The organism is Chitinophaga sp. RAB17 (genome assembly GCF_052114225.1).
Taxonomy (GTDB): Bacteria; Bacteroidota; Bacteroidia; order Chitinophagales; family Chitinophagaceae; genus Chitinophaga.
Window position 1 is genome coordinate 297799 of the sequence record NZ_JBFREI010000002.1, and the last position, 19013, is coordinate 316811.

The window sequence follows — 19013 nt, forward strand, 5'->3', positions numbered from 1 at the left end:
CCATTGATTTACAGGTAAAGGCAAAAAGCTGGCAGCTGGTAGCCAAAACCAGACAGCTCATCGCTGTTCGCTAACAGCTAATAGCTATTTTAATTACCTTTACGCCCATTACTAAAAAGGAAATCCTTATGTGGCAACGTTTAGCCGGCTTTGTGCTAAAATATCGATTATTGCTTCTTGTTCTACTGCTTGCCGGTACCGGCGTGATGGGTTATTTTGCCAGTAAGGTTCAAATGTCTTATGACTATGTGGCCACTATACCGCATGATAATCCAAAGTTTCTTGAGTACCAGGAGTTTAAGAAGAAATTTGGAGCAGATGGTAATGTGCTCATGCTCGCTGTGCAAACAGATAAATTTTTCCAGGCAGATTTTTTTAAGGACTATGTTCAGCTGAACAAGGACATGAAAAATGTTTTTGCCGTAGAAAACATTATGAGTGTGCCCATGGCGGTAAACCTGGTGAAGAACGACAGTACACAGAAGCTGGAAGCCAATTTACTTTTCAAGGGCGATCTGACAAACCAGGTAGTCATTGATAGTTTATCAAAAGTATTTAACACACTCCTGTTTTACAAAGGCCTTTTATACAATCCGGATACACATGCCTACCTGATGGCTATTTATGTGAATAAGGATGTATTTAATTCGCCTAAACGTACGGCAGTAGTAAAAGAAATAACCAAGCTGGCAATAGCTTTCCAGGAGAAGCAACATACAGAAGTGCATTTGAGCGGGTTGCCACTAATTCGTACGGCCATGGCCGTTAAGGTGGCAGACGAACTGAAGCTGTTTCTCAAAATATCATTTCTCCTGACAGGGTTGATCTTATTCCTGTTCTTCCGTTCCTTTGGCGCCGTACTGATGTCCATGATTGTGGTTGCCATTGGAGTGATCTGGTCTGTGGGTACTATCGTGCTGATGGGCTATAAAATTACATTGCTGACGGGCTTAATTCCATCACTGATAGTGGTAATAGGGATTCCCAATTGTGTATATTTCCTGAGTAAGTATCATACCGAATATGCCAAGGATGCCAATAAAACAAGGGCATTGGTGCATATGATACAAAGGATGGGTATTGTAACTTTGTTTACCAACCTGACGGCTGCCATTGGTTTTGGTGTGTTTTGTTTTACCAATAGTGCTATCCTGAAAGAGTTTGGTGTAGTTGCCGGATTGAATATTATGTTCATCTTCCTGATCTCTTTCATTTTCCTGCCTTCTGTACTGAGTTATTTACCTGCACCGAAGAGCAAACATACTACCTACCTGGATAACCGTTTCTTTGGTGCTATTCTGAATTTCCTGACCAAACTGGTATTCCAGTACCGGTCATGGGTATACGCAGTAAGTGCTGTGCTGGTAGTACTGGCTATTGTAGGGATGGGGCGTCTGCAATCTGTGGGCTATATGCTGGATGATATTCCGCATACTGATAAATTGTACCTGGATCTGAAGTTCCTGGAAACTAATTTCAAGGGGGTGATGCCACTGGAAATAGCCGTGGATACCAAAAAGAAAAACGGGGTCATCAATCTGCAAACGTTGAACAAGCTGGATGAACTGACACAGTTGATTTCCGCACAGCCTGATTTTGGCCGTCCGTTGTCCGTAGTGGAAGGTATTAAATTTGCGAAGCAGGCTTACTATAACGGGGATAGCTCCAATTTTGCGGTGCCTAACCAGTTTGATCTGGGCTTTCTGGCGCCTTATCTGCGAATGAAGGGAAGCAATGCCACTGGCCCTGCTTCTACTTTCTCAAAGCTGGTATCTTCCTTTATGGATAGTACCAAGCAGGTAGCGAGACTGAGTGTGAATATGAAGGACGTGGGTTCCCAGAAGTTACCGGTATTGCTGGATTCGTTACAGCCTAAGGTAACGGCTATTTTTGATACAGCTCATTACAAGGTTACCTTTACCGGTACCAGTGTTATATTCCAGGAAGGTACCCGGTTTATCATTAACGGGTTGATGGAAAGTATTGTGCTGGCTTTTATATTGATTATGCTGTGCATGTTGTATCTGTTCCGTTCCTGGAGGATGCTGATCATATCTTTGATCCCGAATGTGATTCCGCTGGTAGTAACTGCAGGTGTGATGGGTTGGGTAGGCGTGCCATTGAAGCCATCTACTGTATTGGTGTTTAGTGTAGCGCTTGGTATAGCCATTGATGTTACAATACGTTTCCTGGTAAATTTCAAACAGGAGTTACCGCGTCATGATTTTGATATCAGTGCTACTGTAAAGCAAACGATTCATGAAACAGGGTTGAGTATCATTTATACTTCTGCAATCCTGTTTGCTGGTTTTATGATCTTTAGTTTCTCCGGGTTTGGAGGTACAAAGGCCCTGGGCTGGTTAACTTCTCTTACGCTGGTAGTGGCTATGATTACGAATCTGACGATCTTGCCGGCTTTGCTGTTGTGGATGGAAAAGGCATTATTGAAGAAGGCTAAGAAGAAGGAGTTATGGAAAGCGCTGGATGAAGAGGAAGATATCGATATTGAGCAGCTGGGGATCAGCGATAAAGAATAGTCTTTTTTAGTATGAAAATAGTCTCTATCGGGGGCGAATGGATGCAGTTTTGACTGCAGCTGTTCGCCCCCGATGTGTTTTTATAGGCTACTTTTCGCAGTCGCTGCTAAACATTTAGCTAAAATGGACAAATAATCGACCTGAAATAATCTAGTGGACAGCATTCAAATACCCTTTTCACCGCTTGTAAAAAAGGATGGCATATTATAATGAAAAAGTATGAGGTTTATAATGCCATTCTAACACATAGTTCATGAAAAATAAGTACTTAAAGGGCGCTCATTTATCCGAGCGCAAATTTAAGGAGATCCTGCGGCTGTTTGCCGATGATCTTACTGCGACCCAGATAGCCAATATCAGCGGTGTCAGCAGGGTAACTATTAATAGCTACCTGAAAAAGCTAAGACACCAGATTGCACGCTACTGTGAGACGCAGCATCCTGCGCCTGTTCCCGTGTTAACCTACGACAGCAGACCCAGTGACCTAACCCCGGACCACGACAGCGACACGCTGGTGGCCGTAAAGCCGGAAGTAGACCGGATTGTAAAGCCGGTAATCTTCGGCATCTGCAGATCCTCAGACAGGTTGCACACCGAAATTCTCCCAGATGTAAGCCGCTCCATGATTCATGCTGCCACACGTGGTCGTTCCGTATTGGAAACCCAGGGTGCAGCAGAACGTTTGCGCAGGTTTAACGGTTTGGTGGATTTAGGTCAATACCGCTTGTACCGATTGGGGCAAACTTCGGAAACACACCAAATGGACGATGTAGATGCTTTCTGGGGCTTAACAAAGCACCGGCTAGCCAAGTTTAAAGGGTTGAACCGTAACACCGCCTATTTGCACCTGAAAGAGTGTGAATACCGGTTTAATCATCGTAATGATGACCTGTTTATGGTACTGCTGGAGTTATTAAAAATATACCCGCTTACCCTTTCCTGATAAAATAATTAGCCCCGCTTTATGCGGGGCAACATTAATCTCGATTTAGATTTTGGTTGATGAGTACAGGCGGTATTCTTGCCGCTTGTTTATTCTTATGCTCTTACGTATTATATTAATTATAAATAAGTTAATAAAACGTTAAAAAAGTGTTATCCAAATGTTATCAGCAACTTTTCTAGCTTAATTTTTTGTTAAGAATTATTATATTTGAAGCTGGTTGAAAATTTGCTAAGGAAACTGCTTATGAGGAAGAAGATGATCACTTCTAATGTTGATTTATTAAATAAATCGCAATGGAATAGGTCAATCTTTTAGTTATTGTCAAAGTATATAATACGCTTGCCAGCTCTCCACTACTAAAGTTATCCAGCTTACAATTTACTCAACTGATTTAACGGGAACCAAATGATTAGGGCTCTATAGCCTTGATGTGGATTTTTATTTTTTAAGGTTAAGGAAACAACAAAATCATGCTTATGAGGAAAGTGTTATTTCTCCTCTTGTCCGTGCTATTTCTGGGCGGGCAGGTCTATGCGCAAAGTCGCACAGTAACAGGGAGAGTTACCGATGGTAAAGACGGTTCGCCTATACCTGGCGCAACCATTCAGATCAAGGGAACCAACAAGGGCACTATGTCCTCTCCGGATGGTTCTTACAAAATTACAGTAGACAACGGCAATGCGGTCCTGTCTTTCTCTTTTATAGGATACCTGGTAAAGGAACTTCCTGCAAACAAAGAAGTCATCAACGTGAGCCTGGAAACCGACAACAAGCAACTGAGCGAAGTAGTGGTGACAGGTTATACGCAGGTAGACCGTAAGAAAATGGTGAGTTCCATTGCAGAAGTAAGTTCCAAACAAATTGAGAACGTACCTATGCCGGATGTAAACCAGATCCTGCAAGGTCGCGCACCTGGTGTGGTATCTGCTTCCGGTTCAGGACAACCCGGGTCTGTTCAGAAAGTAACTATCCGCGGTATCGGTTCACTAAGTGCTGGTGCAGGCCCTCTGTACGTAATTGATGGTATTATCGTGAATAATGGCCAGTTCAATTATGATAACCAGACACAGAGCAGTGATATCATGGCTAACCTGAATCCTAATGACATTGAAAGCGTGAATGTGTTGAAAGACGCATCTGCTACCGGGTTGTATGGTTCAAGAGGTAGTAACGGTGTAATCGTTATCACCACTAAAAAAGGTAAAGCCGGTACCTCCAACGTTAACTTTAAGGCACAATACGGTTTCACTTCTCCCAGCTTCGGTAAATGGAAGCAAATGAATGGTGAGCAGGCTTTTAATTATGAAAAAGACCTGTTGCGCTTAGGTGGTGCGTCAGAAGCAGAAATCAAAGAGCAACTGCCGGATTCTTTGCTGAATCATATGTTTGACTGGAGAGACGCTGCCTTCCAGAATGGACGTACGCAGAACTATCAGATTTCTTCCAGCGGAGGAAACGATAAAACCAAATACTACCTGTCCGGTGCTTACTTCAGCCAGGATGGAGCCCTGATTTACTCGGGTCTGAAACGTTACTCAGTAGTATCTAACATCCAACATAAAGTAAACGACCGTCTGGATATCGGTATGAACCTGAATCTGTCTTACAGCGATGCTAATAACGCTGGTGCAGGTAACCGTTACAGCAGCCCTTTGCTCGCAAGTTTTGCCAACTCACCTATGTTGAACCCATACCAGCCAAATGGTAAGCTATACACGGGGCTGGAAGATGCATGGGCGAATTCTCCTACCGGAGATAACTTCCTGTATTCTGTTCCATTGAATACCAATAACAACTACAACTTCCGTGGTTTGGGTAAAATGTTCCTGAACTACCGCATATTTGACTGGTTAAAATTCTCACAGAATATCTCTGCTGATATGATCATGGCCCGTCAGAAGTCTTTCCAGGATCCAACAACTGCAGACGGATTTAATTCTGAAGATGGTTCCAAAAGCGGAAGCGTACTGGAAGCAAGTCAAACCAACAGAACGATCACTTCACAAACATCTCTCTCTGGTAACTTCAACATTGGTGAAAAAAGCCAGTTTGATTACCTGGCGATGATGGAATACGTGCCTACTCACTTTGATGGTTTCAACGCATCAGGTATTGGTTTGGCTAACGGTAAACTGAAAGTACTGGACGCTACTTCCACGCCGCAGTCAGTAACCGGCGATTCTTACGATTATCGTTTCGTTTCTTACCTGGGTCAGTTAAACTATACTTATAACAACAAGTATTACCTGACAGGTTCCATCAGAAGAGATGGTAGCAGCCGTTTCAGCCCTAATAACAGGTATGGTACTTTCTATGCCTTGGGTGCTTCCTGGCGCGTAATAGACGAAAACTTTATGAAGTCTCAGAATATTTTCTCCAACCTGAAACTGAGAGCCAGCTATGGTACTTCCGGTAATGCCAATTTTGGCAACTATGCGTGGATGGCATTGTACAAATACAACGTTGCCTACAACGGTGCACCAGGTGGATATCTGAACAGCATCGGTAATCCTGACCTGACCTGGGAAAAGAGTACCAATACCAACATTGGTTTGGATATGGGCTTCCTGAAAGACAGGCTGACTGTTTCCGTAGATGTTTATAATAAGAAGAGTGATGATCTGTTGATGAATGTGCCTATTCCATTGTCTACCGGTATTTTCCAGCGGCCAGCAAACGTAGGTGCTATCAGAAACCGTGGTATTGAAGCAACGGTATCTTCTGTAAATATTCAATCAAAAGAAGTTACCTGGACTACAGATGTAACTTTTGCAATGAACCGCAACAAGGTATTGAAGCTGAATAACCATGAGCCGATCAATAACTTTAAAGATTTTGAAGAAACCGCTTACACCAACACTATCCTGAAAGAAGGACTGCCGGCTTATACCTGGTACCTGAGAGAATGGGCTGGTGTGGATCCTGCTAATGGTGATCCATTGTGGTATACCGCTGATGGTAAAACAACCAACGATATCAACAAAGCATCTTATAAAACTTTTGGTAACACCATGCCAAAGTTCACTATGGGCTTCAACAATACTGTTAACTATAAAGGCTTCTCTCTGTCTGCATTCTTCTATGTATCTCAGGGTAACGAAATCTTTAACGGTACAAAGAGATATGGTGATGCAGATGGCGGACGCTTTGGATGGAACTACAACGTAGAAGCAGGAGAGAATTACTGGACTACTCCAGGTCAAAAGGCCGATCGTCCTAAACCTGTAATTGGTGGTAATAAATCCTCCAACGCAGCCTCCAGCCGTTACCTGGAAGATGGTTCCTACATCAGATTACGTAATGTTACTTTAGGTTACAACCTGCCTTCATACATGTTGAAAGCCGCCAAGATACAGGGTATCCGCGTATACGTACAAGGAGCTAACCTGTGGACTATTACTAACTACTCAGGTGTGGATCCGGAAATCGGATATGATGGATATGAGTTCTTTAAGTATCCGGTTAACAAGAGCGTGAGCTTTGGTGTAGATATCACATTGTAATTTTAAAAGGATAATCAGCATGAAAAAATATATCATAGGAATATTTGCAGCAGCTGCCCTGTTACAGGCTTGTTCTGGTAAGCTGGATGTGAAACCAAACAACCAATTGGACATAGGCGATGCCTTAGGTGATTTACCTGCCGTGCAGTCTGCCCTGACCGGTACATACGATGCATTACAGCAGACAGAATATTATGGTCGTAACTATTGGGTGATGACCGAAGTGAGCGGCGATAACGTATACCTGGCAGCAAAAAACAGTAACCGTTTTATATCCAGTTTTAAGCGTGAATACAACGTGCAGGATGTGGATGTAGAGAATCTGTGGAAAACGGCTTATAAAGCTATCCTGGGCGCTAATAACGTTATTAACAGCGTGGATTCTGTAGCAGGTGATCAGGAAGTGAAGAATGTTGCTAAAGGGGAAGCTTTGTTTATCCGGGCATTAGCATATTCTGATCTGGTAAATATGTTTGCAAAACCTTACCGCAACACCAACGGGAGTCAGGCTGGTGTGCCACTCAAATTGAAATTTGAACTGGCGCAAACACCCCGCAGTACTGTAGCGCAGGTGTATACACAGATCATTGCAGATCTGACTGAATCGAAAAAATTATTGGTAAACGTTGGTATTAAAAGCAAATACCGCGCAAGTCAGTATGCAGCATCAGCATTGCTAGCCAGGGTTTATCTTGCAAAAGGTGATGACCAGGCAGCTATCACTGAAGCTACCAACGTTATTAATGCCGGTTTTTCGTTGGCTAGCCCAAGTGATCTGGCAACATTTTATAGTACTCCTGGCACTCAGGAGGAAATCTTTACACTGAGATATGTTGGTACCGCTGAAGATTTTGGTTCAGATAATATTGGTAAAATATACCTGAAGCCAGGGTATGGTGATGTCCGCGTATCTCCTGATCTGTACAATACAGTAGGCAGCACCGATAACAGAAAAATGTTTATTGGCGTATTTTCTGACGGCAGCACAGGTGAAAGAACTAACCTGAAATTTTCAGGACAGGATGGTATCGCAGGTATGCATAGCCCTAAGATCCTCCGTTTGGCGGAAATGTACCTGATTCGCGCGGAAGCATATGCGCACCTGAATCAATCCGCCAATGCTATCAGTAATCTGAATATCCTTAGAGCGCAAAGAATTACGGGAGGAGGTGAGTTGTCCGGTATCGCTGATAAAGATGTACTGGATTATGTATTAGCTGAAAGCAGAAACGAATTTATGTTTGAAGGTCACCGTTATTTTGATCTCCTCAGAAATGGTAAAGATGTTGTCCGCAATTTCTGTCATAGTCTGCTGGAAATAACGGCGCCATGCACTATCAGTGCTACCTCATCTATTGCTATCTGTCCTATTCCTCAAACGGAAATCAATACCAATCCGATTGAGCAAAATGCAGGATATGGTCAATAAATAATTGATCGTTATTTAAATATTAAAGAAGGGAATGCCATCCGGTATTCCCTTCTTTCGTTTGGGCGTGTCCGTGTCAAAAGAAGAAAAAAAAGTTTAGGATACGCTGCTTTTGTGTACTGGTGTGTTCAGCGTACTGCCGGTGATGGATCTTACAAAATTAATGCAGACAACGGATCTCCCCGGCAGCTGGCAGCACTTTTGGGCGCTAAGCTGGATACGATGCATAACGGTACCACCTTTGAGGTTGGCACAGATGTTTACATGAATAGTGAATTAGTCGTGCCCATATTCAGCGGTATTCCCGGTGGAAAAGGATATGGCCCGGATGCTACCAGTTATCCTGGTACCAGTATTCAGGTGACGTATACTATCAAAAATTAACGATGACGAATACACGGAATTTAAGAAGCGGCTATTTGAAAAATGTAGTGCCTGAAGGATAAGATATGTTCGGGGCACTACCTTTTTCAAATAGCTTTTGTAGAATTTGTTTCATAACACGAATGTGTTATTTTTAGATAGGCTTCTTTGGTTACATTTGCCCCCATCATGAAAATTTGAAGTGCCAAAATCTGGATTTACAATGGATTGTCGGGAAATATACATGATGTATTGACGTGTTTTAATTTGAGCTTACAGAGAGGTTTTCTGCTTATGGAAGACGAGTTACAGAAGTTTTCTTTTTTTAAAGATCTGACACTTGCCAAGCCGTAATTTATTCTGAGGGGAGCTTACGTTCTGAAAGTATTTGTCAGGTGTCCTGTTCAATATAAACTTCGCTTACGATGTTGTGTGGAAAAATTGCTGGCCTATGCTGTATACCAACTAAACCAACTTGTTATTTTTCATTGCTTATGAGTAATATGGTTTTTGTAAGTCCATTGGTAGCTTATCTTGCATTGGCATTTGTTATTTCATATATACATATTATCTGAAAATAAAGGTAGGATACCTAATAATATATTGTGGCCAGGATTAAATGATAGCCATTGGCAGAAGTATTTTCTAATCCGGCATTGAAAATGCGTAATAACCGCAGTAGTAATTTTTGTCAACCGAAATCTGAATACAACGAAATAGTTCGGGATTATTCCCGGGCTATTTTAATGGATATCAACTATACTACGAAGGTGTTATTTCCTGACGGGTCTCTTTCATTTATATTTGCGCTCATCATGAAAAATTTTGATGAACCAAAATCGGAGCCGCATAGAAATATTCTATGTTACAACATGATAAACTGAATTTAACTTTTATTGAGCTTATATAGAGAGAATTATTGCTTACTGAGGAACTAGTTACAACGACTTTTTCCATTTTAAATTAGGGATCTAAACAACTTGTAAACCAGAACCTATTTCGGCATCGGAATTTATTCGGGGTATTGAGCGCATTACTTTTTGAAATGTTTTCGATTACAATGTTTAATGGTAGAAATTAATTGTTTGTTGCTGCGCGCTTGTGCTGCAATATGCTAGCTTGTTATTTGGTTTTTGAATTGCTTTTGAGATAACATTTGCTGTACTGTGCAGTATTGTGCTGTTAGCCGCTACGTTGTTTGCACGCGTGGAGTTTGTTATTTCGTATATACGTATTGTTAGAATAAAGGTAGGATGCCTAATAGCATTGCCATGCCTGTAATGGACCCTTTTGTTGTAGTTGTATTTTAAAATCTAAATCGCTTATGAAGAAAGCATTGCTGCTCTTGCTTATTGCGGCTATCAGCGTTATCCAGGCGCACGCGCAAACGCGACCTATCATCGGTAAGGTGACTGATGCCAAAGACGGCGCACCTTTGACTGGTGTAACCGTAAAAATTAAAAATACCAATACTGGTACCACTACTAATTTAGAGGGTAAGTTCTCTTTGAATGTAGAGGGTAACCCGGTGCTTGAGTTTACATTTGTTGGTTTTGGTTCAAAGGAAGTAGCTACTTCCGGTAAAAGCAACATTGATGTTAAGCTGGGTACTGATGAGAAAGCGCTTAGTGAAATAGTTGTGGTCGCTTATGGTACCACTAAAAAGGGATCTAATACCAGCGCTACTACACAAATTGACAGCAAAAAATTTGCTACCAGGGCAATTTCCAACGTTGCGAGTGCATTGGATGGAGCTGCTCCCGGTATTCAAACAAATGCAGGAAGTGGTCAGCCAGGTGACGGACCAGCTATCCGCATCCGTGGATTTGGATCTATCAATGCTTCCAGCGATCCTTTGTATGTAGTGGATGGAGTACCTTACTCCGGTAACCTGAGCAGCTTGAACGTAGCTGATATCGAAAGCATTTCTGTGCTGAAAGATGCGTCTTCTTCTTCTCTTTATGGTTCCCGCGCAGCCAACGGTGTGGTCATTGTGACTACCAAAAAAGGTAAAAATGGACGTAATCAGCTGCAGGTAACTGCTATACAGGGCTTTAACTCCCGTGGTATTCCAGAATATAGCAGATTAAATGCACAGCAATATTATCCGATGTTGTGGGAAGCACAACGTAATGCGTTGGTGACTAATGGTACAGCAAGGGATGTTGCAAACAAACGTGCTTCCGGACTTGTGGCTGGTGCGAAAAGCATCAAAGATATGTTGGGATACAATCCGTTTAACGTAGCTGATAATGCAATTGTTGACACCAATGGTATACTGAATCCTAATGCCAAATTGCTCTATCCGGACGATCTGGATTGGGAAAAAGCAGTTACCCGTGGCGGCGCCCGTGGCGAATATGGTATGAATTACAGCGGTGGAACGGATAAAACGGATTATTTCGCATCACTGAACTACCTGAGCGATAAAGGTTATGTAATCAATTCCGATTTTCAACGTATCAGTGCTCGTATTAACGTAAACACACAGGCTACGAACTGGTTTAAAACGGGGGTTAACTTGTCAGGTACTTTTGTGAAATCAAATCAAACAGATGTTACCAGCAGCACTTCTTACGTAAACCCTATCTTCTTTGCACGTAATATCGGACCAATTTACCCGGTATATCAACACGATGCAACCGGTGCTTACGTATTGGATAAAGATGGCAACAAGATTTTTGATGTGGGAGGTTCTCGTGGTTCCAATGCCTCTCCCGGTCGTAATACCGTGGGTGAAAACCTGTTGAATGATAATTCTTTCACCCGCAATGTTCTCAGTGGTAGAACTTTTGGTGAAATAACTTTCCTGAAAGATTTTAAATTCACTACCAATCTGAGTGTAGACATTACCAACACCAGAAGCAATGTTTATTGGAATACGGTGGTGGGTGATGGTGCGCCAATAGGTCTCGGTGCCCGTACCAGTACACAAACTACCAGCTATACTTTGAACCAGTTATTGAACTACAACAAAACCTTTGGTGCTCATACCCTGGGTGTATTAGTAGGTCACGAAAATTATGATCAGACTGCGAACCAGCTCTATGGAGAACGTCAGTCACAGATCATCCTCGGTAACTCTGAGCTGTATAACTTCACTACCACTAACAACCTGTATTCTTATAAAAGACAATACAGAACTGAAGGTTATTTCTCCCGTATTAACTACGATTATAATGAGAAATATTTTGTTTCTGCATCTGTCCGTCGTGATGGAACCTCCCGGTTTTACACAGACAATCGTTGGGGTAACTTCTACTCCGTTGGTGCAGGATGGCGTATCGATAAAGAAGACTTTATGCATAGCGCTACCTGGGTTAATATGCTGAAACTGAGATCTTCTTACGGTACTGCGGGTAATGATGCCGTAATTGAGGTAGATGGCAATGGGGTAGTAACTCCGATCTACTACGCATGGCAGACACTGTATAAGCTGGGCTTCAATAATGCGCTGGAGCCAGGCGTATTCTTCACTAAATTAGGTAACCCTCAGATTCAATGGGAAGCTAATAAAAGCTTTGACGTAGGTGTTGACTTTGCAATACTGGATAACAGATTATCTGGTAGCGTGGAATATTTCAACCGTAGATCAGATAACCTGTTGTTCGATCTGCCATTACCACTTTCCAGCGGTATTTCTACTAAAACAGTGAACGTGGGTACTATGGTGAACAAAGGAGTAGAACTGCAGTTAACAGGTGAAGTTTTCCGCAAGAAAGATTTCGGTTGGACAGTAGATCTGAACCTGAGTTCCTTCAAAAACGTGATCACTAAATTGCCGCAAGCTGAAATTATCAGCGGTACTAAAAAGTTGTCTGTTGGTCACTCTATGTATGACTACTGGTTACGTGACTGGTATGGCGTAGATCCTACTGATGGTGCTGCATTGTATGTTGCCAACAATACCAGCGGTGCTGGCGTTCGCGCCCTGAAAAATGGTGATACAGTAACTACCAATATCAATAATGCTAAGTATCACTACGCAGGTAGCGCTATTCCAGACTTATTTGGTAGCATCACCAATACTTTCAACTATAAACAATTCCAGCTTTCCTTCCTGGTATCCTTCCAGTTAGGTGGTAAAGTATACGATCAAACTTATGCTTCGTTAATGAGTTCCGGTAGCTATGGTGCTGCTTTACATACAGATGCACTGAAACGCTGGCAGAAACCTGGTGATATCACAGACGTACCACGTATGGATCAGAGCCAGACTTCCAACTTCAATGCTGCTACTTCGGATCGTTGGTTAACCAGTGCTTCTTTCCTGAATTTAAGGTCAGTTAAATTGGGCTATAACGTTCCGGATGCTTTTGCGCAAAGAGCACACGTGCGTGCCGCCAACGTATACCTGAGCGGCGAAAACCTCGCACTCTTCACTGCTCGTAAAGGAATGAACGTTGCACAGGCGTTTACCGGTGTTACCTCGAATGTATATATGCCAGCGCGTATCATCAGTGCAGGATTGAACATTACACTCTAAAATTTGAAAGAATGAAAAGGATACTTTATATATTCATTGCTTTTGCAGTATCCGGCGTGTCGCTGACATCCTGCAAAAAAGATTATCTCAATACTGCTCCTACCGAATCAGTGGAGGAAGGCATTGTGTTTGTTGACATGAAGGGCGCATGGGCTGCTTTGAACGGTATTCACAGGGCAATGTATAAGGACTATGATAGCCAGGACCAAACCGGTCAGTCTACCGTTATGATCGATGCAGATATGATGGGAGATGATCTCGTGATGACCAGCGCAGGTAATAACTGGTTTGTTGCCAACTACCAATGGGTTACACACCGTAATACCAGCGCCGCCCATCTGAAGTTTGTTTATTACTTCTATTACAGGATCATCGCAAATGCTAACAAAATCATTGAAAAGATAGATGGTATTCCCGGTAGTGATGCTGATAAGAGAGCCATCAAAGGTGAGGCTTTGACCTATAGAGCATGGGCACATTTTCAATTGGTACAGTTATTTGCCAAACGTTATGATGCTACTACGAAACCTAACAGTCAGGATGGTATACCGGTATTGACTAAGTTTACTATTGAGGCACAGCCAAGAGTATCGGTAGAAGAAGTATATACGCAGGTAAACAAAGACCTGAACGACGCGTTAACGAACCTGAGTGGTTATGCGCGTACTTCAGGAGCTAAATCTCACTTTGATTCTACTGTGGTATGGGGACTTAAAGCACGTGTTGCATTAACTATGCAGGATTGGACGAATGCTGCTGCCAATGCGGAACTGGTGATCAAGAAAGGCGGCTATTCTCTGATGAGTAATACAGATTATGTAAGAGGATTCAACAACGGTGATAACGCAGAATGGATCTGGGCGAGTCGTCCAACAGATGACCAGACCACCGCATTCAACGGATTCTTTGCTTACATGTCCTTTAATTTTAGCTCTACCAATATCCGTAGTAATCCAAAAGCGATTAATAAATTGCTATACGCCAAGCTAACGGCAACGGATGTACGTGCTCAGTTGTGGGACTCTACCGGAAAAAAATATCCGTTACCTGCGCCGAACTTCATAAGGTATCCTTACATGAACCAGAAATTTCTTGCTAAAGGAACTGGTAGCAGTGTGGGAGATGTGCCTTACATGCGTTTAGCTGAAATGTACCTGATTGATGCAGAGGCAAACGCCCAGTTGTCAAAGGATGGAGCAGCTGCAGATGCATTATACACGTTGGTAAACAACCGCGATGTTAATTATGTAAGATCAACTAACACTGGCCAGGCGCTGAAAGATGAAATTGCTATTCAACGTCGTCTGGAACTTTGGGGTGAAGGCTTCCGTTTCTTAGATCTGAAACGTAAAAATGAAGCGCTTGACAGAAGTGGTGCCAATCATGATCCTTCCCTGGCAAGCATCATGAAGATGCCTGTAGGTGATGCAAGATGGCAGTGGCTGTTCCCTCAGGATGAGTTAAATGCAAATCCTAAGATTGTACAGAATCCATAATAATTGCAAGCTATTACCTGTAAAAGAAAGCCTCACTGGTATTATTCCAGTGAGGCTTTCTTTATGAAGATGAATACCTTATTTCAGTACCTCTCTTAACTTCGCTTCCAGTGCGTCTCCTCTCAGGTTGGAGGCAATAACTTTGCCCTGAGGATCCAGTAAGAAGTTGGTAGGAATAGCATTAATGCCATACAAAGGCACTACTGCAGAATCCCAGAATTTAAGATCACTTACATGGTTCCAGGCAAGTCCGTCTTCCTTGATAGCCTGTTGCCATTTATCTTTTGTTTTATCAAGAGATACGCCCAGTATCGTAAAGTTTTTGCCTTTGTATTGCTGATAAGCTTTTACTACGTTAGGGTTTTCCTGGCGGCAGGGACCACACCAGCTGGCCCAGAAATCCACGAGTACATATTTGCCGCGGAAAGAACTCAGACTGATCATTTTGCCTGCAGGATCCGGTAATGTAAAGTCGGGAGCTACCTGACCCACTTTTACAGCAGATGGCTCTTCACCACCGGCAGCATCACTGCCACCACCTTGTTGCTGCGATTTCTGCAGTTCAGCGATTTTATCTGTCATGCTTTTTACCAGCGTGTTCTTAGGGAAACGCGTAGTAAGATTGGTGATCACTTGTTTGTGAGCTACAATTTCTTCACCATTTCTTACCTGGCTGATAGCAAATACTGCGTTGGCAGGATTTTTTGTTTTATCAGCCATCAGGAAGAAGCCATTTTCAAAATCCTTTTCTTTTTTCTGGAGCTCAGCCAAACGTGGCTGAAACACACTATCTGGCAATGATCCGTGGAGACTATCCAGTTGGCGCATTTCTTCTGTAAGTGAAATGGACTGCTTGCTGATATCTGACAGGAACTGTTGCAGTTCGGTAGTAGGTTCAGAACCGGTTACTTTGATGTTTTCCAGTTTGTCCATATCACCGTCTATTTTCATATCGCCGGCATCGAGTGCCAGTAATACGAATTTGCCGTTATCAAAGCGTATCCGGTACAGGCCCTGTTCAGCCACCATACCTTTCAGTGAAAACTTTCCACTGGCATCTTTGATGTTGGTAGAATCTACCACTTTCACATTTTCCAGTGTCAGTTCTTCCAGTACCACCGGACCCAATGGAAGATTACTAAAGTGCCCGTCTATTTTAAACTCACCTTTCTCCGTTTGTCCGGCACATCCTGCCAGAAAAACACCGGCGGAAATCCATAATAAGTATTTTTTCATGCTGTTGTTTTTTGAACATTCATCTGACCAATGCTACTCAATATAGGTTAATTATCATTAATGCTTTTTCAGCCTTTGAGCTTTTCGGCCAGTAATTCGTTGGTAAGACGCGGATCTGCTTTGCCTTTGGAGAGTTTCATCACCTCTCCCACAAACAGCGACATCAGGCCTTTTTTACCACCTTTAAAAGCGGCTACTTTATCCGGATATTTTGCCAGCACTTCATCAATGATAGGTGAAATGTTGTCGGCATTGTTGTCCTGCAATAAATTGAGCCGGGTAGCTATTTCCATCGGATCTGCAGGCGACTGTATCATTTCCGGCAGTATGCGGGAAGAGGCGATAGAGAAGCTTACTTTGCCGGCATCTGTTAAGGTGATGAGCGATGCCAATGCCGCCGGTGTTACCGGAAACTGGCTGATTTCCACTGAATTTTCATTCAGCCAGGACTTAACAGGGCCCAGCATCCAGTTGGCCGCGGCTTTGTACTGAGACGTAACAGCAATGAGGCTTTCGTAATAATCTGCTGTAGACTTATCATCGCAGATCACGCGGGCATCATATTCCGGTAGCCCGAATTCCACCGTATATTTCCGGATCAGTTCTTCCGGCAGCGCCGGTAAGGTAGCCCTGATCCCTGCAATAAATTCATCGGTGAGCCGGAAAGGCGCCAGATCCGGTTCCGGGAAGTAACGGTAGTCGTTGGCTTCCTCTTTGGAACGCAGGGAAAAAGAACTGCCATTAGACGCGTCAAAGCTCCGGGTTTCCTGTACCAGGGTACCACCGGCTTCAATCAGGTCTATTTGTCTTTTTACTTCGTTATCTATAGCCCGCTTTACGTTGCGGATAGAATTCATATTTTTTACCTCCACCTTGGTCCCCAAGGTGGTAGTACCTTTCAGGCGCACGGAGATGTTCGCATCACAACGCATACTACCTTCTTCCATATTACCATCACATACGCCCAGGTAACGTACCAGGCGGCGCATTTCAGTGAGATAAGCATAAGCCTCATCACTGTTGTGCATGTCCGGCTCCGTCACGATTTCTACCAATGGTACGCCTGCGCGGTTATAATCCACATAGCTGTTATTGAGATCCTGGTCGTGCAACAATTTGCCCGCATCTTCTTCGAGGTGAATGCGGTTTAACTGCACATTACGGGTGCCTGCATCGGTAATAATTGTAATATAGCCACCTTTACAAATAGGGGCCGTATGCTGAGATACCTGGTAACCTTTCGGAAGGTCCGGGTAGAAATAATTCTTTCTGGCGAAATAATTATCTTTTTCAATCTCGCAATGACAAGCCAGTCCCAGTTTGATGGCATATTCAGCCGCCTTACGGTTCATTCGGGGCAAAGTACCCGGATGCGCCATCGTAATAGGACTGATATGCGTATTAGGTGCGCCGCCAAAGGCAGCGCTGTCGCTACAAAATAATTTACTTTCGGTAAGCAGCTGGGCGTGCACTTCCAGCCCTATCACTGTTTCATATTTGCTGTATATATCGCTCATATTCCATACTGATTCCCACAAATATATTCAAATAATACCGTGATTTCAGGCTATTTGGTGCCAATAAATCCCTAAATTGAGATAAGCAACAATTAAAAAAATCTTCCCTATGATCAGTAAGGCCCAGGCAAGTCAACTTTATCAGGCGCAGCAGGTGTATTTCGACTCTGGCGCTACACTCCCGTATGCCTTCCGGAAAACGCAGTTGAAACGGTTAAAAAAGGCAATACAGAAATATGAGGAGAAAATCATTGCGGCTTTACACGCTGATCTGCATAAGCACCCCATGGAGTCTTATGGTAGCGAAGTAGGATTTTTATATGAAGAAATAAGCTATATACTCGATGGGCTTAAACAGTGGATGGAGCCGGAAATGGTGACCTCTCCTTTTGTGACCTACCCCAGCAGTAGCCGGGTGTACAAGCAACCACTGGGGCTCACGCTGATCATTGGCCCATGGAACTATCCGTTTATGTTGCTGCTGAGTCCTTTGCTGGGGGCTATTGCGGGGGGTAATTGTGCCATTATCAAACCTTCGGAGATGGCTCCACACACGGCCACGGTAGTAGCCGACCTGATCAGGGATACTTTTGATCCGGCTTATATTACCGTGGTAGAAGGTGATGGTACCGAAGTAATTCCACTACTCATGAGCTTCCGTTTTGATCATGTATTTTTTACCGGCAGTATACCCGTTGGTAAAAAGATTATGGAAATGGCAGTGCCGCATCTTACACCGGTAACACTGGAGTTAGGCGGTAAATCACCTTGTGTGGTGGATGAAAAAGTGAATATAACGGTGGCGGCTAAACGTATTGTATGGGGAAAGTTCTGGAATGCCGGCCAAACTTGTGTAGCGCCGGATTATTTGCTGGTGCATCAGAAAGTAAAAGAAGAACTGGTAACAGCACTGAAAGCGGCCATCATAGAATTTTTTGGAGATGATCCCGCAGCCAGCGGCGATTATGCCCGGATCATCAATAGTAAACGTTTTGATACGGTGGCTGCCTACCTGGAGGAAGGTCATATTTTACATGGCGGCCAAACCAATCGTGATAGTCTGTACATCGCCCCCACCCTGCTGGACGAGGTGGAATGGACCGATCCGGTAATGCAGGACGAAATATTCGGTCCTATATTACCGATTCTTACCTATACAGATTTACCACAGGCAATACAGGCGATCAAAAAACTGCCCTACCCACTGGCATTGTATGTATTTACGAAAAGTAAAAAAACAGAAAAAATGCTGATAGAACAGGTGCGTTTTGGTGGTGGCTGCGTAAACAATGCGCTGGTACATCTCACGAATCCTGAATTGCCTTTTGGTGGCGCCGGTTATAGTGGTATGGGCAAATATCATGGTAAGTATAGCTTTGATACGTTTACACATGAAAAAGGAATGCTGAAAACAGCTACATGGCTGGATGTCCCCACGAAATATCCACCATTTAAGAATAAGCTGAAAGTGATGAAGCTATTAATGAAATAGTTTATCAA

Annotated in this window: 10 protein-coding genes; 8 read left to right on the forward strand and 2 right to left on the reverse strand. The window is 43.2% G+C overall.

All coding sequences use genetic code 11. From position 1 onward, the window contains the following. Positions 1–170 precede the first annotated feature (170 nt). From AB4Z08_RS07210 to AB4Z08_RS07240, 7 genes are all read left to right on the forward strand, one after another. Entirely contained in the window at positions 171–2537 is a 2367-nt protein-coding gene (locus AB4Z08_RS07210; protein ID WP_441573055.1) for an efflux RND transporter permease subunit, read from the forward strand. A gap of 253 nt (positions 2538–2790) precedes the next feature. Further along, the gene (locus tag AB4Z08_RS07215; RefSeq protein ID WP_441573056.1) at positions 2791–3480 is read left to right on the forward strand and encodes a hypothetical protein; all 690 of its coding nucleotides are present in this window, start codon (positions 2791–2793) and stop codon (positions 3478–3480) included. Positions 3481–3959: 479 nt separating this feature from the next. Beyond that, positions 3960–6986 (forward strand): SusC/RagA family TonB-linked outer membrane protein, encoded by a 3027-nt coding sequence (locus tag AB4Z08_RS07220; RefSeq protein ID WP_441573057.1) that lies wholly within the window; start codon positions 3960–3962, stop codon positions 6984–6986. Between the two features lie 19 nt (positions 6987–7005). Further along, the gene (locus AB4Z08_RS07225) at positions 7006–8415 is read left to right on the forward strand and encodes a RagB/SusD family nutrient uptake outer membrane protein (protein ID WP_441573058.1); all 1410 of its coding nucleotides are present in this window, start codon (positions 7006–7008) and stop codon (positions 8413–8415) included. A gap of 114 nt (positions 8416–8529) precedes the next feature. Further along, positions 8530–8799, forward strand: a complete 270-nt coding sequence (locus AB4Z08_RS07230) for a hypothetical protein (RefSeq protein ID WP_441573059.1) — start codon at positions 8530–8532, stop codon at positions 8797–8799. Between the two features lie 1303 nt (positions 8800–10102). Beyond that, positions 10103–13264 carry a SusC/RagA family TonB-linked outer membrane protein gene (locus tag AB4Z08_RS07235; protein ID WP_441573060.1) on the forward strand — a complete coding sequence of 1054 codons (3162 nt, stop codon included), beginning with the start codon at positions 10103–10105 and terminating at the stop codon, positions 13262–13264. Positions 13265–13275: 11 nt separating this feature from the next. After that, positions 13276–14760: a RagB/SusD family nutrient uptake outer membrane protein gene (locus AB4Z08_RS07240; protein WP_441573061.1), complete on the forward strand. Its 1485-nt coding sequence runs from the start codon at positions 13276–13278 to the stop codon at positions 14758–14760. Positions 14761–14838: 78 nt separating this feature from the next. Here AB4Z08_RS07240 and AB4Z08_RS07245 read toward each other — a convergent pair whose 3' ends face one another. Both AB4Z08_RS07245 and gatB read right to left on the reverse strand, forming a co-directional pair. Then, positions 14839–15996: a redoxin domain-containing protein gene (locus tag AB4Z08_RS07245; RefSeq protein WP_441573062.1), complete on the reverse strand. Its 1158-nt coding sequence runs from the start codon at positions 15994–15996 to the stop codon at positions 14839–14841. Positions 15997–16064: 68 nt separating this feature from the next. Next, entirely contained in the window at positions 16065–17513 is a 1449-nt protein-coding gene (gene gatB, locus AB4Z08_RS07250) for an Asp-tRNA(Asn)/Glu-tRNA(Gln) amidotransferase subunit GatB (RefSeq protein WP_441573063.1), read from the reverse strand. Positions 17514–17622: 109 nt separating this feature from the next. Between gatB and AB4Z08_RS07255 the strand changes: the two genes are divergently transcribed. Continuing rightward, a complete protein-coding gene (locus tag AB4Z08_RS07255) occupies positions 17623–19005 on the forward strand; it encodes an aldehyde dehydrogenase (RefSeq protein ID WP_441573064.1) in 1383 nt (460 codons plus the stop codon). The last annotated feature ends 8 nt before the right edge of the window (positions 19006–19013 follow it).